12 protein-coding genes are annotated in these 15,627 nt (G+C 69.3%); 6 read left to right on the forward strand and 6 right to left on the reverse strand.

All coding sequences use genetic code 11. The annotated features are described in order from the left end of the window. Positions 1 to 54 precede the first annotated feature (54 nt). Positions 55 to 3,684, reverse strand: a complete 3,630-nt coding sequence (mfd, locus tag ACIQ0W_RS05280) for a transcription-repair coupling factor (RefSeq protein ID WP_396641746.1) — start codon at positions 3,682 to 3,684, stop codon at positions 55 to 57. Positions 3,685 to 3,742: 58 nt separating this feature from the next. Between mfd and ACIQ0W_RS05285 the strand changes: the two genes are divergently transcribed. Beyond that, positions 3,743 to 4,411, forward strand: coding sequence for a hypothetical protein (locus ACIQ0W_RS05285; RefSeq protein WP_396641747.1), 669 nt, complete (start codon positions 3,743 to 3,745; stop codon positions 4,409 to 4,411). 22 nt (positions 4,412 to 4,433) lie between these two features. On the opposite strand, the gene pth is transcribed toward ACIQ0W_RS05285, so the two are convergent. After that, positions 4,434 to 5,018 carry an aminoacyl-tRNA hydrolase gene (pth, locus tag ACIQ0W_RS05290; RefSeq protein WP_396641748.1) on the reverse strand — a complete coding sequence of 195 codons (585 nt, stop codon included), beginning with the start codon at positions 5,016 to 5,018 and terminating at the stop codon, positions 4,434 to 4,436. Between the two features lie 90 nt (positions 5,019 to 5,108). Next, positions 5,109 to 5,771 (reverse strand): 50S ribosomal protein L25/general stress protein Ctc, encoded by a 663-nt coding sequence (locus ACIQ0W_RS05295; protein WP_396641749.1) that lies wholly within the window; start codon positions 5,769 to 5,771, stop codon positions 5,109 to 5,111. 228 nt (positions 5,772 to 5,999) lie between these two features. Here ACIQ0W_RS05295 and ACIQ0W_RS05300 point away from each other — a divergent pair, with 228 nt between their 5' ends. From ACIQ0W_RS05300 to ACIQ0W_RS05310, 3 genes are all read left to right on the forward strand, one after another. Continuing rightward, positions 6,000 to 6,125, forward strand: a complete 126-nt coding sequence (locus ACIQ0W_RS05300) for a hypothetical protein (protein ID WP_396641750.1) — start codon at positions 6,000 to 6,002, stop codon at positions 6,123 to 6,125. A 273-nt stretch (positions 6,126 to 6,398) separates the two neighbouring features. Next, a complete protein-coding gene (gndA, locus tag ACIQ0W_RS05305; RefSeq protein WP_396641887.1) occupies positions 6,399 to 7,826 on the forward strand; it encodes an NADP-dependent phosphogluconate dehydrogenase in 1,428 nt (475 codons plus the stop codon). 107 nt (positions 7,827 to 7,933) lie between these two features. Further along, a complete protein-coding gene (locus tag ACIQ0W_RS05310) occupies positions 7,934 to 8,920 on the forward strand; it encodes an SDR family oxidoreductase (protein ID WP_396641751.1) in 987 nt (328 codons plus the stop codon). Positions 8,921 to 9,077: 157 nt separating this feature from the next. Here ACIQ0W_RS05310 and ACIQ0W_RS05315 read toward each other — a convergent pair whose 3' ends face one another. Together ACIQ0W_RS05315 and ACIQ0W_RS05320 are read right to left on the reverse strand one after the other, a co-directional pair. Continuing rightward, the gene (locus ACIQ0W_RS05315) at positions 9,078 to 9,803 is read right to left on the reverse strand and encodes an ABC transporter ATP-binding protein (protein ID WP_396641888.1); all 726 of its coding nucleotides are present in this window, start codon (positions 9,801 to 9,803) and stop codon (positions 9,078 to 9,080) included. 30 nt (positions 9,804 to 9,833) lie between these two features. After that, the gene (locus ACIQ0W_RS05320) at positions 9,834 to 11,285 is read right to left on the reverse strand and encodes an ABC transporter permease (protein ID WP_396641752.1); all 1,452 of its coding nucleotides are present in this window, start codon (positions 11,283 to 11,285) and stop codon (positions 9,834 to 9,836) included. Between the two features lie 316 nt (positions 11,286 to 11,601). Between ACIQ0W_RS05320 and ACIQ0W_RS05325 the strand changes: the two genes are divergently transcribed. Continuing rightward, positions 11,602 to 12,330 (forward strand): response regulator transcription factor, encoded by a 729-nt coding sequence (locus ACIQ0W_RS05325; protein WP_396641753.1) that lies wholly within the window; start codon positions 11,602 to 11,604, stop codon positions 12,328 to 12,330. Further along, the gene (locus ACIQ0W_RS05330; RefSeq protein WP_396641754.1) at positions 12,327 to 13,862 is read left to right on the forward strand and encodes a sensor histidine kinase; all 1,536 of its coding nucleotides are present in this window, start codon (positions 12,327 to 12,329) and stop codon (positions 13,860 to 13,862) included. Before ACIQ0W_RS05325 ends, ACIQ0W_RS05330 begins: the two co-directional genes overlap by 4 nt. A 175-nt stretch (positions 13,863 to 14,037) precedes the next feature. Here ACIQ0W_RS05330 and ACIQ0W_RS05335 read toward each other — a convergent pair whose 3' ends face one another. Next, the gene (locus ACIQ0W_RS05335; protein ID WP_396641889.1) at positions 14,038 to 15,588 is read right to left on the reverse strand and encodes an FAD-dependent oxidoreductase; all 1,551 of its coding nucleotides are present in this window, start codon (positions 15,586 to 15,588) and stop codon (positions 14,038 to 14,040) included. Positions 15,589 to 15,627: the final 39 nt, after the last annotated feature.

The following is a 15,627-nucleotide window of genomic DNA, read 5'->3' on the forward strand; positions in this document are numbered from 1 at the left end:
CACCTTCGTGCGGCAGAACGCGCACCCTCGCTGTCTGGGCAGCCGGGAGAACGGTCAGGCGGATGCCGCGGGCGCGGACTCCTGTGCCACACCGGTGGCCGGAGCCTCGGGCGTGGGCTCGGGGAACAGCGCCGTCAGCAACTGCCCCGTCCAGGCGATCAGCTCGTCGTCCGGTAGCGCGTCGGCGCCCGACCGCGGCATCGGCACCACGAGTGCCTCGCCGCCCGACATGAGCTTCGCGCCGGGGTAGAGCCGCTGCATCCGTACGCGCAACGAATCCGGCAGATGTGCCGGAGCGACCCGCAGATTCGGGCCCATCGCGACGACATCCGTCAGGCCGGAGCGTGCCGCGCGGCGGCGCAGGCGAGCGACCGCGACGATACCCGTGACCTCGGCGGGCGGCTCGCCGTAGCGGTCGCGGAGCTCTTCGACGACCAGGTCGATCGCGTCGGGTGCCGCCGTTGCCGTCGCTGCGGACGAAAGCTTCTGGTACGCCTCGAGCCGCAGACGCTCGCTGTCGATGTACGACTCCGGGATGCGCGCCCGCACCGGCAGCTCGAGTCGCAGTTCGGTCTGCCCCTCCACATCGTCGCCACGGAACGTCGCGACGGCCTCGCCGATCATGCGCAGGTACAGGTCGAATCCGACGCCCGCGATATGGCCTGCCTGCTCGGCACCGAGCATGTTGCCTGCGCCACGCAGTTCGAGGTCCTTCAGAGCGACCTGCATGCCCGACCCGAGGTCGTTGTTGACCGCGATGGTCTCCAGTCGGTCGGCCGCGGTCTCGGACAGCGGCTTCATGTCGTCGTAGAGGAAGTACGCATACGCCCGCTCGCGCGCACGGCCGACGCGACCGCGCAACTGGTGCAGCTGCGACAGGCCGTACTTGTCGGCGCGGTCGATCACGATCGTGTTGGCGTTCGAGATGTCGAGGCCGGTCTCGATGATCGTCGTGCACACGAGGACGTCGAACTTGCGCTCCCAGAAGTCGTCGACGACCTGCTCGAGCGCGTGCTCGCCGAGCTGTCCGTGCGCCACCGCGATGCGCGCCTCGGGAACGAGCTCTGCCAGGTGCGCCGCAACCCGCTGGATCGACGAGACCCGGTTGTGGACGTAGAAGATCTGCCCCTCGCGCAGCAGCTCACGGCGGATCGCGGCGGCGATCTGCTTGTCGTTCCGCGGTCCCACATACGACAGGATCGGATGCCGGTCCTCGGGCGGCGTCGCGAGCGTGGACATCTCGCGGATGCCGGTCACCGCCATCTCGAGCGTGCGCGGAATCGGCGTCGCGCTCATCGCCAGGATGTCGACGTTGGTCTTCAGCTTCTTCAGGGCGTCCTTGTGCTCGACACCGAAGCGCTGCTCCTCGTCGATGATGAGCAGCCCGACATCCTTGAACGACACCTTCTCGGTCAGGATGCGGTGGGTTCCGATCACCATGTCGATCGAGCCGTCCTCGAGCCCCGCGACGATCTCGCGCGCCTCTTTGTCGGTCTGGAACCGCGAGAGGGCGCGCACCCGCACCGGGAACCCGGCGAACCGCTCCGTGAAGGTCTCGAGGTGCTGCTTGACCAGCAGCGTGGTCGGGACGAGCATGGCGACCTGCTTGCCGTCCTGGATCGCCTTGAACGCGGCGCGCACGGCGACCTCGGTCTTGCCGAAGCCGACATCGCCCGAGAGCAGGCGGTCCATCGGGATGGGCCGTTCCATGTCGGCCTTGACCTCGTCGATCGTCTGCAGCTGGTCGGGCGTCTCGGCGAACGGGAATGCCTCTTCGAGCTCGCGCTGCCACGGGGTGTCGGGACTGAATGCGAATCCCTTGGCCGACATACGCGCCGAGTAGAGCTTGACGAGCTCGACGGCGATGTCCCGGACGGCCTTGCGGGCCTTACCCTTCGCCGCGGCCCAGTCGCTGCCGCCCATCTTCGACAGCGTCGGGGCCTCTCCCCCGACGTACTTCGACAGCAGGTCGAGTTGATCGGTCGGCACGAAGAGCTTGTCACCGGGGAATCCGCGCTTGCTGGGGGCGTACTCGACCACGAGATATTCGCGCTTGGTCTTGACCGGATTGCGCCCGCCCGACGACACCTCGCGCTGCACGAGTTCGACGAAACGGCCTATGCCGTGCGTGGAATGAACGACGAAGTCGCCCGCCTTGAGCTGCAACGGATCGACGACGTTGCGCCGGCGCGACGCCAGCTTCTTGACCACGCGCGAGTCGGCGCTGATGGTGCGCCCGTAAAAGTCGGATTCGGTGAGCACGGCGATCTTCGCGTCGGCGAAGGAGAACCCCGCCTCGATCGGGGCTTGCACGAGCATCGCGACGCCGGCCTCGGGAGCATCGACGACATCGTCCACGACACGCGCCGCGAAACCCCGCTCGGACAGCACATCGCGCGCTCGATCGACCAGACCCGCACCGGCGGCCGCGACGACGACGCTCCAGCCGTCCGCCAGCAGGTCACCGACGTGCGCCGTCGCGCCCTCGACGTTGCCGTGGAACGAGGGGATGCCGGCTCCGGCGAATCGGATGACCGAGGTGTCCCCCGCGTCGAACACACCATCGGCGACCGCATCCACGGCGCCCGAATCGAACGCGCTCAGCGTCCACCAGACGCCACCGCGCTCGGCCGACGCCTGCCGCAGGTTCGGCAGGGTCAGGAAGTCACCCTTGCCGAGGTCGATCGGCGTGTCGGCGCCCGCTGTCGCGGCACTCCAAGCCGCCTCGAGGAACTCGCGGTTCGTGTCCTGCAGCGTGATCGCGCGCGCGACGGCGCGTTCCGGATCGACGAGGGCCACCGCGGTGCCCGCCGGGAGGTAGTCGACGAGCGGAACGATGCCGTCCGCCAGGACCGGCGTGAGGGACTCCATGCCCTCGACGGCGATGCCCTCGGCCATCCGCTCGAGCATTCCCGCCAGTCCCGGCAGCTCGCCCTGCAGCGCACGAGCACGTTCTCGGACCTCGGCCGTCAGCAGCAGCTCTCGGCTCGGCGGCAGGGCGATCGAGTCGATCGCGCCCGGCAGCGAACGCTGATCGGCCACAGCGAACGCGCGGATCTGATCGACCTCGTCGCCGAAGAACTCGACGCGGCACGGGTGATCGGCTATCGCGGGGAAGACGTCCAGGATGCCTCCGCGCAGCGCGAACTCGCCGCGACGCGAAACCATGTCGACGCGCGTGTAGGCGAGTTCGACGAGTCGTTCGGCCAACGACGTCAGGTCGTGGCCGCGTGTGCCGACGGCGAGCTCGACGGGCCGGACGTTCTCGAGGCCCGACGCGATCGGCTGGAGCGCGGCGCGCACCGACGCCGTCACGATGAGCGGCCGCGACCCGTCCCACTCGGCGACCCGGCGCAGCACCTCGAGCCGGGCACCGACGGTCTCGGGACTCGGGCTCAAGCGCTCGTGCGGCAGGGTCTCCCACGCGGGGAACGACAGCACGAGCGCGTCGGGCAGATAAGCCGCGAGGGAGGGTCCGAGCTGGTCCGCTCGACGACCGGTCGGCGTGATCGCGAGCAACGCGGGCGGACCCCCCGCCGCCGCGCGACGCTCGACCAAGGCCGAGAGCACGGGGGCGACGAGCCCTTCGTTGAGCGAGAGGTCGGCGTCGCGGGATGCCTCGTCGAGGCCATCACGGAACGCTTCTGAGCGCGCCAGGGCGCGCGTGATTCCGTGAATTGACACCTGACCAGTCTACGAGCCCCCACCGACACCGCGCCGTCGGCGACCCTAGGATGAGGGCATGAGCGACCAGACGCCGCCCACGGATGCGCCCTCCTCGGGCGGCTTCCCGCCCCCACCGTCCGCGCCGCCTACAGAGGCCGCCGGTCCGGTGGCGCCGCCGGTCACCCCACCCGTCGCTCCTCCGGTTCCGCCGTACCCGAATCCGCCGTACGCGGGCGGGCAGTATCCGGGCCCCCAGCATCCGGCCGCTCCCGGTCCGTACGCCGGCTACCAGCCCGCCGGCTCCTACCCCGCGGGCGGGGCACCCGCCGCCGCGCCCGTCGCGAAGAAGCCGGGTGGCCTCGGACTGGTCGCGTTGCTGATCGCGCTCGGCGCAGCCGCGGTCGCGCCGATCATCGGTGCCGTCGCCGCATTCCAGGTCGGCAACGGCAGTTGGAGCTGGTCCAGCCTGGAAACGATGCCGAGCAGCGCGTGGGAGAACCTCTCATTCCTGTCCCCCGTGCGCGAGTGGGTACTGCTCGGCGAGATCGCCTTCTGGGCCGGCACGGTGCTGGGCATCTGGGCGATCGTGCAGGGCATCGTCGCGATCGCGAAGCGCCGCGGGCTCGGCACCGGCATCGCGGCCGTCGTGGTCGCGGTCGTCGGGTTCTTCATCTTCGTCACCACCGTCTACGGTGCCGGCCTCGCCGGGATCGCGACGGGCGCCAGCGCCGGCATCGGCGTCTGACGCCCCGGGGGTAGGAAGAGGGCTACTCGCGGGGCGCGTGGTACCGCTGCTGTGCGGCGAGCAACCCCTCGCCGACGAGCAGCTCGACAGCGTCCGCGGCGTCTCCGATGAGCAGCGGCAGCTGCACCCTCTCGGTCGCGCCGAACGGGTCGAGAACCCAGTCCGCCGCATCCTGGCGACCGGGGGGACGTCCGATCCCCACGCGAACGCGCGTGAACTCCGGCGTATCCAAGGCCTTCGCGACATCACGCACGCCGTTGTGACCGCCGTGCCCGCCGCCGATCTTGAGCTTGATCGTGTCGAACGGGATGTCGAGCTCGTCGTGGACGACGATGACGCGATCCGGCTCGATTCCGAAGAACGCCGCAAGGCCCGACACCGGACCGCCCGAGACGTTCATGAACGAGTTCGGCTTCGCCAGCACGAGCTTGGCTGAGCCCGGGCTGAGCCACGTCTCCGCCACCCGGGCGTTGGACCGATGGGATTTGAACGTCGCACCGCGGCGCCGGGCGAGTTCATCGACGACCATCTGCCCGACGTTGTGTCGCGTGCTCTCATAACGGGGACCGGGATTGCCGAGCCCCACCACCAACCACGCGTCAGCCACGTCCACTCCCTCTGTCGATGCCCTCATGCACGGAGCCCGCCCCCACCGTATCGGCGAGAGCGGGCTCCGGTTGCGCGGTTGCGCGGACGCTTATTCGGCGGACTCGTCCTTGGCTTCCTCGGCCTCGATGGCCTGCGCCGCGGACACGGCGGCATCGAGCTCGGCGATCTCGTCCTCGGCCGCAAGGGTCGAAGACGGAACCGAGATCGCGACGATGAGCGTCTCGGGATCGACGATGAGCGACGCACCCCGGGGCAGCTTCAGGTCGGCAGCGGTGATGTGCGTGCCATCCTCGAGTCCCTCGACGTCGACCTCGACGCGCTGCGGGATGTGCGTGGCTTCGACCTCGAGCAGAACCGTGTTGGCGTCCTGGGCGGCGATCGTTCCGGGCGCGGACTCGCCGATGACCGAGATGGGCACGTCGACCTGGATCTTCTCGCCCTTCTTGACGACGAGGAGGTCGATGTGCTCGATGATCTGGTGCACGGGGTCCTTCTGGACGTCCTTGACCAGCGTCAGCTGGTTAGTGCCTTCGACATCGAGCTCGAGCACCGCGTTGGCGCGACGCAGCAGCAGCGCGACCTGGTGGCCCGGGAGGGCGACGTGCACGGGCTCTTCGCCGTGGCCGTAGATGACGGCCGGGATCTTGCCGGCGGCGCGGAGGCGACGGGCGAAGCCCTTGCCGAAGCTGGTGCGAAGCTCGGCGTGAACCTTGGCGCCGTCCTGGGCGTCGGCCTGGGTGTCTTTCGACATGATGAATCTCCTTGTGGGCACGCGGCGGGATGCGTCGCGTAGGTCTGGGGTTCTCGACTCATACGCCAACGCGGGAGGAGTGCCACCGGGGCCCACATCGCCACGTCGATCACGGATGCCTCGCGCAGTCGGACGACCGCACAACAACATCCCTCGCCGAGGGTGCACACCATCTTAGCGGAGTTGCCTGTAGCGTGATGACACCCCGACCCACCACCGGAGCAGATCATGATCGACGGCGCATTCCTCTCCCACGTTCTCGTGTGGTCCATCGGCGCGTTGACCGCGGTGGGTGCGGTCCTCACGGCCGGCGCGTTCTGGTCGATGGGCCGATCGGGATACCGCAAGGACTGACCTCCGCCGCGGCTCGTTCTGCCCCTGCCGCGCGGACTGGCCTCTACCGCGCGGCGCGAGGGACGGCGCGATAGCCTGGATGCGTCCCCTCTTGGAACGCAAGGAGCGCGCGTGTCGCAGAACGATCCGTCCCCGCAGGTCAACACCTCGACTGACCGGGAGGACTCGCCCGGCTCGGCACCCGAGCACGAGGGTGCACCTCGCCCGGAGAATGTCGACCGCGATACCGCGACTCCCACCGGCCCCGGTGAGGATGGCGCAGCCGTCGCAAACATCGGCGTCGTCGGCCTCGCCGTCATGGGCTCGAACCTCGCGCGCAACCTCGCTCGCCGCGAGGGCAACACGGTCGCCATCTACAACCGCAGCCGCGACAAGACCGAACACCTGGCCGAACAGCACCCCGAGGCGGGCTTCGTTCCCGCCTTCGACTACGCCGAATTCGCTGCCGCGCTGCAGAAGCCGCGTGCCGCGCTGATCATGGTGAAGGCCGGCGGCCCGACGGATGCCGTGATCGACGAGCTCGTCAACGTGTTCGAGCCGGGCGACATCATCATCGACGGCGGCAACTCGCTGTTCACCGACACCATCCGCCGCGAGCGTGCCGTGCGCGAGACCGGCATCAACTTCGTCGGGATGGGCGTCTCGGGCGGAGAAGAAGGAGCCCTCGAAGGGCCCTCCCTCATGCCCGGCGGTTCAGACGAGTCGTGGGTCAAGCTCGGCCCGATCCTGCGATCCATCGCGGCGGTGGCCGAGGGCGAACCGTGCGTCACGCACATCGGTCACGACGGCGCGGGGCACTTCGTCAAGATGGTGCACAACGGCATCGAGTACGCCGACATGCAGCTCATCGCCGAGGCGTACGACCTGATCCGTCGCGGCACGGGCAAGAGCCCCGCCGAGATCGCGGATGTCTTCGCCGAGTGGAACACCGGCGAGCTCGAGTCGTACCTTATCGAGATCACCTCCGAGGTGCTGCGCCAGGTCGACCTCGACACCGGCAAGCCGCTCGTCGATGTGATCCTCGACCAGGCCGGGGCCAAGGGCACCGGTGCCTGGACGGTTCAGACGGCTCTCGACCTGGGTGTTCCCGTCTCGGGCATCGCCGAGGCGACGTTCGCGCGTTCGCTGTCGTCGCACCCCGAGCAGCGGTCGGTCGCCCGCGACCTGCCGGGCGCCGAAGAAGAACTCGAGCTCGAGGACGAGGACGCGTTCATCGAGGACGTGCGCCTCGCGCTCTTTGCCTCGAAGATCGTCGCGTACTCGCAGGGCTTCGACGAGATCCGTGCGGGCGCCGCCGAGTACGACTGGCAGATCGACCTCGGCGCGGTCTCGAAGATCTGGCGCGCCGGCTGCATCATCCGTGCCCAGTTCCTGAACCGGATCGCGGATGCCTACGCCGAGACGCCGGACCTGCCGGTGCTGCTCACGGCGCCGTACTTCGTCGACGCTCTGACCCGCGCCCAGGGCGCGTGGCGCCGGATCGTGTCGGCGGCGGCGACCGCGGGCATCCCCGCCCCGGCGTTCTCGTCGTCCCTTGCGTACTACGACGGCCTGCGCGCCGAGCGCCTGCCGGCCGCCCTCATCCAGGCCCAGCGCGACTTCTTCGGAGCGCACACCTACAAGCGCGTCGACAAGCCGGGCACGTTCCACACGCTGTGGTCGGGCGACCGCACCGAGGTCGAGGCGACCGACACCCACTGACCTGGGTCTCGCTGACGCATCCGTGTCCCCCTTCCGCTCGTTATCAGCCCCGCTGAACGAGCGGAAGGGGGACACGATTCGTTGAGGCCGGGACTAGGGTCGACCGCATGCGTGTGCTCTTCATCGGCGGAACCGGAACAATCAGTGCGGCCTGTGTGCGGGCCGCAATCGACGCGGGACACGACGTCAGCGTGCTCAATCGCGGCTCGGGGCGGCGCTCGCTGCCCGGGGACGTGCGCGAGATCGTCGCGGACATCCGGGACGAGGATGCCACACGCGCGGCGCTCGAGGGCATGTCTTTCGACGTGGTCGCCGACTTCCTCTCCTTCACCCCCGAGCACGTCGCGACGGCGCTCCGACTGGTCGAGGGGCGCTCCGCGCAGTACATCTTCATCAGCTCGGCGTCGGCGTACGACAAGCCGCCCCGGCGCCTGCCCGTGACCGAGTCGACACCCCTGCGCAACCCGTTCTGGAAGTACTCGCGCGACAAGATCGCGTGCGAGGACGTGCTGGTCGGCGCGTACCGCGAGCGGGGACTGCCGGTGACGATCGTGCGCCCCTCGCACACCTACGACCACGCCCTTCTGCCGACCTCCGGCGGATGGACCGACATTGCGCGGATGCGCGCCGGCAAGCCGGTCGTCGTGCACGGCGACGGCACGAGCCTGTGGACCCTGACCCACAGCGACGACTTCGCGGTCGCCTTCACCGCGCTGCTCGGAGCCCCCGAGTCCATCGGCGAGGCCTACACGATCACGGGTGATCACGCCCCGACGTGGGATCAGATCTACGGGTGGCTCGCCGATGCCGCGGGCGTCGCGGAACCGCGCCTGGTGCACGTCGCGTCCGAGACGATCGCGGCATTCGTCCCCGACCTGGGGCCCGGACTCGTGGGCGACAAGGCCCATTCGATGGTGTTCGACAACACCAAGATCCGCGCCCTCGCGCCCGCTTTCCGGACGACGATCACGTTCGACGAGGGTGCGCGACGCATCCTGGCGCACTACGACGCGAATCCCGAGCTGCAGGTGGTCGATCCCGAGCTGGACGCCGCGTTCGACCGCATGGTCGCGCACGCGGACTCGGCCGGCTAGGAACGCCAGCACCGGCTGGCTCGCCCGCCCGCCCGCCCGCCCGCCCGCAGAAGTCGGACAATCCCGAACGACGATGTCCCACTTTCCCTCGCAAAGAATTGCCTATAGCGAGCGAAAGTGGGACACACACCCGGCAAAACGGGACATGAAGGATGGATCAGCGTGTGATGTCTCGCACAGAACCCTTCTCGAGCCGGAGCCGACGCTTGGCTCGTCGCGCGACGGCCGAGTCGTGCGTCACCACGATGAGCGTGAGCCCCGAGTCGTGAAGTCCTTCGAGCAGGCGCAGGATCTCGTCGCGCATGCTCTCGTCGAGGTTCCCCGTCGGTTCGTCGGCCAGCAGCACGCGCGGGCGTTTGACGATGGCTCGCGCGATGGCAACCCGCTGCTGCTGGCCACCCGATAGCTCGCCCGGGCGGTGATCGCCGCGGTCGGCGAGACCCACATGCGCCAGCGCCTCGGTCACGCGCTCCATCCGGTCGGCCTTCGACAGACCCAGGGGTTCGAGACCCATGTCGACGTTCTCGCGGGCCGTCAGGGTCGGGATCAGGTTGAACCCCTGGAAGACGAATCCGATCTCGCGCGCCCGCAGCGCCCCGAGAGCCGCGTTCGAGGCGGACGCCATATCTGTGTCACCGAGCATGACCGACCCCACGGTGGGGCGGTCGAGGGCGCCGAGCAACTGCAGCAGTGTCGACTTTCCGCCACCGGTCGGCCCCTGGATCGTGATGAAGTCGCCCGGCTCGATCTCGAGGTCGACCTTGTGCAGCGCGCGCACCTGACGACCCTTCTGCGGGTACGTCTTCCCCACTCCGGTGAGGCGATACAGCACGGATGCCGGGGCATCCGGGTTGGTGTGGGCCTCGGTGTCGATCATGGTCATCGTCTTATCTCCTGTCGTGTCAGTCATGGATCAGCCCACCGAACGCAGAGCTTCGGCCGGGCTGAGGCGGGCCGCGCGCCAGCCGCCGAACGCTCCGGCGATGAGCCCGCCGGCAACGGCGAGCCCAATGGCCGCGGCGATCACCGCGGGGGTCAGGGGCGCGCTCAGCACGATCTCCGTGGCGGTCTGCGTCGCGGCCGGGCCGCCGAAGCCGCCCACACCGCCACCGCCCGTGCCACCCGGACCGGCCTGCGTGGTCGTCTCGGCCGCCGTCGAGATGGTCGGCGAAACGATGTTGATCGCCAGCACGCCCGCAAGTCCGATCGCGAGTCCCACGGCGCCGCCGATGAGCCCCTGGACGAGGGACTCGCCCGCAACCTGGCCGACCACGCGGCCGTTGGACCACCCGATCGCCTTGAGCGTCCCGAACTCGCGGGTGCGCCGGGAGACACCCGAGATCGTGAAGAGCACCGCGAGCATGATCGCGACGGCAAGAACGATGATCGAGAGCCACGTGCCGAGGTTGCTGATCAGCGCACTCGCGCTCGACAGCGATCCCGAAACAGAGGAAGCCAGGTCGGACTGCGAGCTGACGGTCGCATCCGGCAGCGCTTCGGCGAGATCTGCCTGGACGGCGGCGATCGCGTCGGACGACTCGGCCTGCACATAGATCGTCGAGATGACGTCCCCGACCCCGGAGAGGGTTTGGGCGACATCGAGGGGCAGGTAGACGTTCGCCGCGGTGTCGGCCTCGTTCGAGGCGGACGCGACGACCCCGACGATCTCCATCTCGGTGCCGCCCACATCGATCATGTCGCCGACCGCGAGTTCGTTCGTCGCGGCATACGTCGAGTCGACGATGGCGACGTTCTGTCCCACGTCGTCGGCGTCGAGGGCACGACCGCCTTCGAGCGTCACAGCCGAGAGGGGCCCGACGGAGACGGCCGAGGGGTCGATGCCGAGCACCGTGAACGACTCGATATCGAAGGCGCTGCCACCCCCGCCATCCGCTCCTCCTGCGGGGGGCTCACCGCCCTCGCCGGGCTGTCCCATCTGCGACCTGTCGGGCATCTCGCCCGAGAAGGTCGTGTTGGTCAGGCTCAGCGCGCCCGATGCGCCCGAGACGCCATCGAGCGCCTCCGCGGTCGTGAGGGTCGAGGCGTCGAGCGTTCCCCGCATCCGATCCGTCATGAGGCGCGACTGGCTGAGCGCGGTGGTGCCGTCGGATGTCTCCCCAGCGCCATCCTCGAATTCGAACTGGGGTCCGCCTCCCTCGCCTGGTTCGGCCGTCGCTCCGGTGACCGTGAGGTCGGTGCCGACCCCGTAGATCGACTCGAGCGCCTGAGCCTGCGCGTCGCGCACCCCGGCGGATAGCGAATTGACGATGATGACGAGCGCGATCGCGACGCCGAGCCCGGCCGCCACGATGATCGTCTGCTTTCGGCGGCCCGCGAGCTCGCGGCGTAGATAAGTCCCGTACATGTCTCTCCTCCTGACCGGCCCCGCGACCGGATCGGGATCGACGCTAGGGAGAGCACTGATGTGCGGGTGAGGATCCGCTTGTGGGTTCCTTATGTTCCGCAGTCCGGGGCCGAACTGCCCGAATCGGGGTCTCCTCGGTACCCGGACCGGCCGCGCACAACGACGCAAATCGGGTGCCCAGAGCCGACCGACGAACCCAACCGGGGCCCGACCCGCGCGAGATGGAGACGTTGTGCGCGCCGGGCGGCGGACATTCACAGCGAACGCATATCCGGTCGCATAGCAAGCACATAGATTCCGGCTGGACAATAGGCCCATGACAACCGCCGCGCCCGCCCTGCACCGCCCCGACGGCTCCCCCCTGCGCATCGCCGTCGTCGACGACGAGCAGATGCTGACGGACCTGCTCTCGATGGCGCTGCGCATGGAGGGCTGGGAGGTCAAGACCGCGGCAAGCGGCTACGAGGCGCTCCAGCTCGTGCGGGATTTCGAGCCGGATGCCCTCGTGCTCGACATCATGATGCCGGACCTCGACGGCATGGCGGTGCTGCATCGTCTGCGCCAGTCGGGCGACGACGTGCCCGTGCTCTTCCTCACGGCGAAGGATGCCGTCGCCGACCGCGTCGCAGGCCTCACGGCGGGCGGCGACGACTACGTCACCAAGCCCTTCAGCCTCGAAGAGGTCGTGGCCCGACTGCGCGGCCTCATGCGCCGGGCCGGATCGGCGTTCACCGATGAGGCGGAGCCGATCCTGCGCGTCGCGGATCTGTCCCTGAACGAGGACAGCCACGAGGTCGAGCGCGCGGGAAACCAGATCGAGCTGACCGCGACCGAGTTCGAGCTGCTGCGCTTTCTCATGCGCAACCCGCGCCGCGTGGTCTCGAAGGCGCAGATCCTCGACCGCGTCTGGAACTACGACTTCGGCGGACGCTCGAGCGTCGTCGAGCTCTACATCTCGTACCTGCGCAAGAAGATCGACGCGGGTCATCCGCCGCTCATCCACACCGTCCGCGGCGTCGGGTACATGATCAAGGCGCCTCAGTGACGAGCCCCTCCCCTGTCGCGCCGAAAGCGGCCGACACGGATGCCTCCGCGGAGGCATCCTCCGAGAACACCCGCCGTCCGCACGCGCCATGGACGCTGGAGCGCCGGCTGATCCTGACCGTCGTGGGGATCGTGTCGATCATCCTCGTGCTGGTCTCAATCGTCACGAGCGCCGTGCTCGGGCGTGTGCTCGAGGGCAACGTCGATGCGCGCCTGCGAAGCCTGGGCACGAACGCGCTCTCCCTTCCGACCGGGTTCCCCGGCAGCGAGGCCACGGCGTACCAGATCCTCGAGGCCGGGCGCCAGGAGCCCGGATTCCTGCTCGTCATCGCCGACTCGAGCGGCACCTCGACGGGCGCTGTCGTGGACGATACGCCCGAGGTGAGCACCCTGACCCCCGCGCAGATCGCACACGTGCTCGACACCGTCTCGGCGGAGGGCCCTACGACCGTGGACGTCGGCGACGAGCTCGGCGACTATCGCGTCTACGCCGTCGTCAACCGCGGCACCCGCGATGTCGTCGGGGCGGTGGGGCTGCCGCTCGAAGAGGTCCAGGAGACGATCGCCAGCCTGCTCACGGCAACCGCGCTGCTCACCGCCGGCGGCCTCGTGCTGCTCGGTGTCGCGTCGACCTGGACCATCCGACGCGGCCTCAGACCCCTCCGCGCCGTCGCCGACACCGCATCACGGGTCGCCCGCCAGCGGCTCGACCAGGGCGAGGTGTCGATCTCGGAGCGCGTGCCGGTCGACCAGGTCGACGACCGCACCGAGATCGGTCGCGTCGGCGTGGCGCTGAACACGCTGCTCGACCACGTCGACGCGTCCCTCGACGCACGCCAACGCAACGAAGAGCGGATGCGCCGGTTCGTCGCCGACGCGAGCCACGAGCTGCGCACGCCGCTGGCCTCGATCCGAGGCTATTCGGAGCTGTCGCTGCGCGACCGCACGCTGAGCGAGACCAGCGAGCAGTCGCTCCAGCGCATCCAGGCGCAGTCGCTCCGGATGACGGGGATCGTCGAGGACCTGCTGCTGCTCGCGCGACTAGACGAGGGGCAAGAGCTCGTCTACGGCACATCCGACCTGTCGCGGCTCGTGGTCGAGGCGGTCGGCGACGCGCAGGTCGCGGCGCCCGACCACGAATGGAGCATCGAGGTCGACGATGAGCCCGTGCTGATCGCGGGAGACACCGCGCGGCTGAACCAGGTCGTCGCGAACCTGCTCGCGAACGCCCGCACGCACACCCCGGCGGGGACGCACGTCACGGCGAGCGTCGTTCGCGAGGGCGCGGAGGCGGTCGTGCGCGTGCACGACGACGGGCCCGGGATCGATCCGTCCCTCCAGACCGAACTGTTCGAGCGCTTCTCCCGCGGCGACACGTCCCGCGCACGGCAGACGGGCGGATCGGGGCTCGGGCTCTCGATCGTGCGCGCGATCGTCGAGGCGCACGACGGCACGATCACCATGCGGAGCGTCCCGGGCGACACTGAGTTCGAGGTGCGCCTGCCGGCGAAGCCACGCGACCCGGAGGCGTGAGGCGCGAGCAGAACCCCGCCGACCTGTCACAGACTGCTGCATCCGGGCGCTGGATGGAGCGTTCTGTGACAGCTCGGTGGTTAGCCAAGGGCGGCCTGCGATGCGGGCGAACGCGGAGCGAGCCAGCCAGCCAGCCAGCGAGTCAGCGAGCCGAAAGGACGAAGCGCGCGAAGGGTCAGTACCCGGCGAATGCGTCCGTCGTGAGGGACCGCGCCTCAGCCAGTGCCGGCGCCAGCTCGGCGATCAGCTGCGGGGGCCCCGAGACATAGGCGTGGCGCGACGAGAGGTCCGGCACGACCCGCGGCAGACCCTCCGCATCGAGGCGAACACCCCGCGCCCACACCCAATTGCGGGGAAGATCGCGCGGCTGATCGCGGGTGAAGACGATCACCTCGATACCGGATGCCTCGAGCTCGTCGCGGAACGCCAGCTCCGACGCCTCGGACGCGACGTAGATCAACACCGCATTCCGCTCGACGCCGCGCGCCCGGTCCTCACGCACCTGCGAGATGAAGGGTGTGATGCCGATGCCCGCCGCCACGAGCAGCACGGGGGCGTTCGGGTTGCTCGGCATCAGGAAGTCGCCCCACACACCCGTCGCCGAATATTCGGCACCCGGCGAGGCGACCGCGAGCGCCCTCTTGAACGTGCTCTCTCCCGAGCCCGACCCCTTCCCGGGCTTGACGCGATACGCGACCCGCACGGTCGGCGCATCGCTCGGGGCCGACACGATGCTGAACTCCCGCCGGGTACCGCGGGCATCGGCCCTGGTGTGCGGCACATCGAGTTCCAGGTACTGTCCGGCCACGAACCGCACCGGACGCCGTGCCTCGAACGTCAGCTGGCGCACGGAGGGCGTGATCATGCGCGCATCGGCCAGGCGCAGCCGCACGGCATGGTGGGCGACCCACACGAACGCGAGCAGGTTGCCGATCAGCAGCGCGCGCTCCTGACCGAGCGTGAAGTATCCGAGCGGAATCGGCCAGCCCGCGAGCACACCGACGACGGCCGCGACGGTCATCTGCTGCCAACGCCGAGGCGGCAAGGTCAGGGGCTCCGACAGCATGAACGCACCGAGGAAGAGGAACGGCGACGACCCCAGCGCGAACGACAGAGTCTGCCCCGGGTCGAGCTCGAAACCCGCCGCCTGCGATTGCACGGCAACACGCAGCACGTACACCCCGACGGCGATCACGAAGAATGTCGCGACGATGCGCAACCTCTCCGTGCGCACCAGCACGAACAGGCCCAGCACCAGCACCGGCGCGGCGAGCACGGGCGAACCGACCCACCAGGCCGACGCACCGAGGCCGGAGATCGTCAGGACGGTGGCGCCCACCGCGGCGGGATTGAGGATGTGCCGGCCCCGCCACGCGATCAGGTACTTCGATGCGGCCGCGACAGCACCGGCGAGCGCGATCCCGAGAAGCTGCAACGGGTCGAGACTCGGCCGCAGGATGAAGACCAGGATGGCCGCCGTGATCAGCGATGACTCGTGCCGGATCGGCAGCTTCAGTATCCGCTGCGCGAGGGCATTCACTCCGACGGTCGCGGCGGCGAGTACGGCGACCGTCACCAGGAGCTCGAGCGGTGCGGGCACCACGAGCTCGAAGAAGGACAGCACGAGCGCCACCACGGTCAGGACGCCGAGCGCCATCAGCACGAGGCGATACATCGACAGGCGACCGAGGTATCCGCGGATGCGCGTCCAGCCGCCCACCACCATTGCGATCACGCGATTCTCCTCTGTCGATCAATCGTCGGG

Source organism: Microbacterium sp., from assembly GCF_044340635.1.
Classification (GTDB): Bacteria; Actinomycetota; Actinomycetes; order Actinomycetales; family Microbacteriaceae; genus Microbacterium.

What these genes read in the sequence shown, in the direction of transcription:
- ACIQ0W_RS05335 (WP_396641889.1), bottom strand. Translation starts at nt 15,588, where the DNA reads ATGGTGGTGGGCGGCTGGACGCGCATCCGCGGATACCTCGGTCGCCTG.
- ACIQ0W_RS05295 (WP_396641749.1), bottom strand. Translation starts at nt 5,771, where the DNA reads ATGTCGAAAGACACCCAGGCCGACGCCCAGGACGGCGCCAAGGTTCAC.
- ACIQ0W_RS05310 (WP_396641751.1), top strand. Translation starts at nt 7,934, where the DNA reads ATGCGTGTGCTCTTCATCGGCGGAACCGGAACAATCAGTGCGGCCTGT.
- ACIQ0W_RS05325 (WP_396641753.1), top strand. Translation starts at nt 11,602, where the DNA reads ATGACAACCGCCGCGCCCGCCCTGCACCGCCCCGACGGCTCCCCCCTG.
- ACIQ0W_RS05320 (WP_396641752.1), bottom strand. Translation starts at nt 11,285, where the DNA reads ATGTACGGGACTTATCTACGCCGCGAGCTCGCGGGCCGCCGAAAGCAG.
- ACIQ0W_RS05285 (WP_396641747.1), top strand. Translation starts at nt 3,743, where the DNA reads ATGAGCGACCAGACGCCGCCCACGGATGCGCCCTCCTCGGGCGGCTTC.
- ACIQ0W_RS05315 (WP_396641888.1), bottom strand. Translation starts at nt 9,803, where the DNA reads ATGACCATGATCGACACCGAGGCCCACACCAACCCGGATGCCCCGGCA.
- ACIQ0W_RS05300 (WP_396641750.1), top strand. Translation starts at nt 6,000, where the DNA reads ATGATCGACGGCGCATTCCTCTCCCACGTTCTCGTGTGGTCCATCGGC.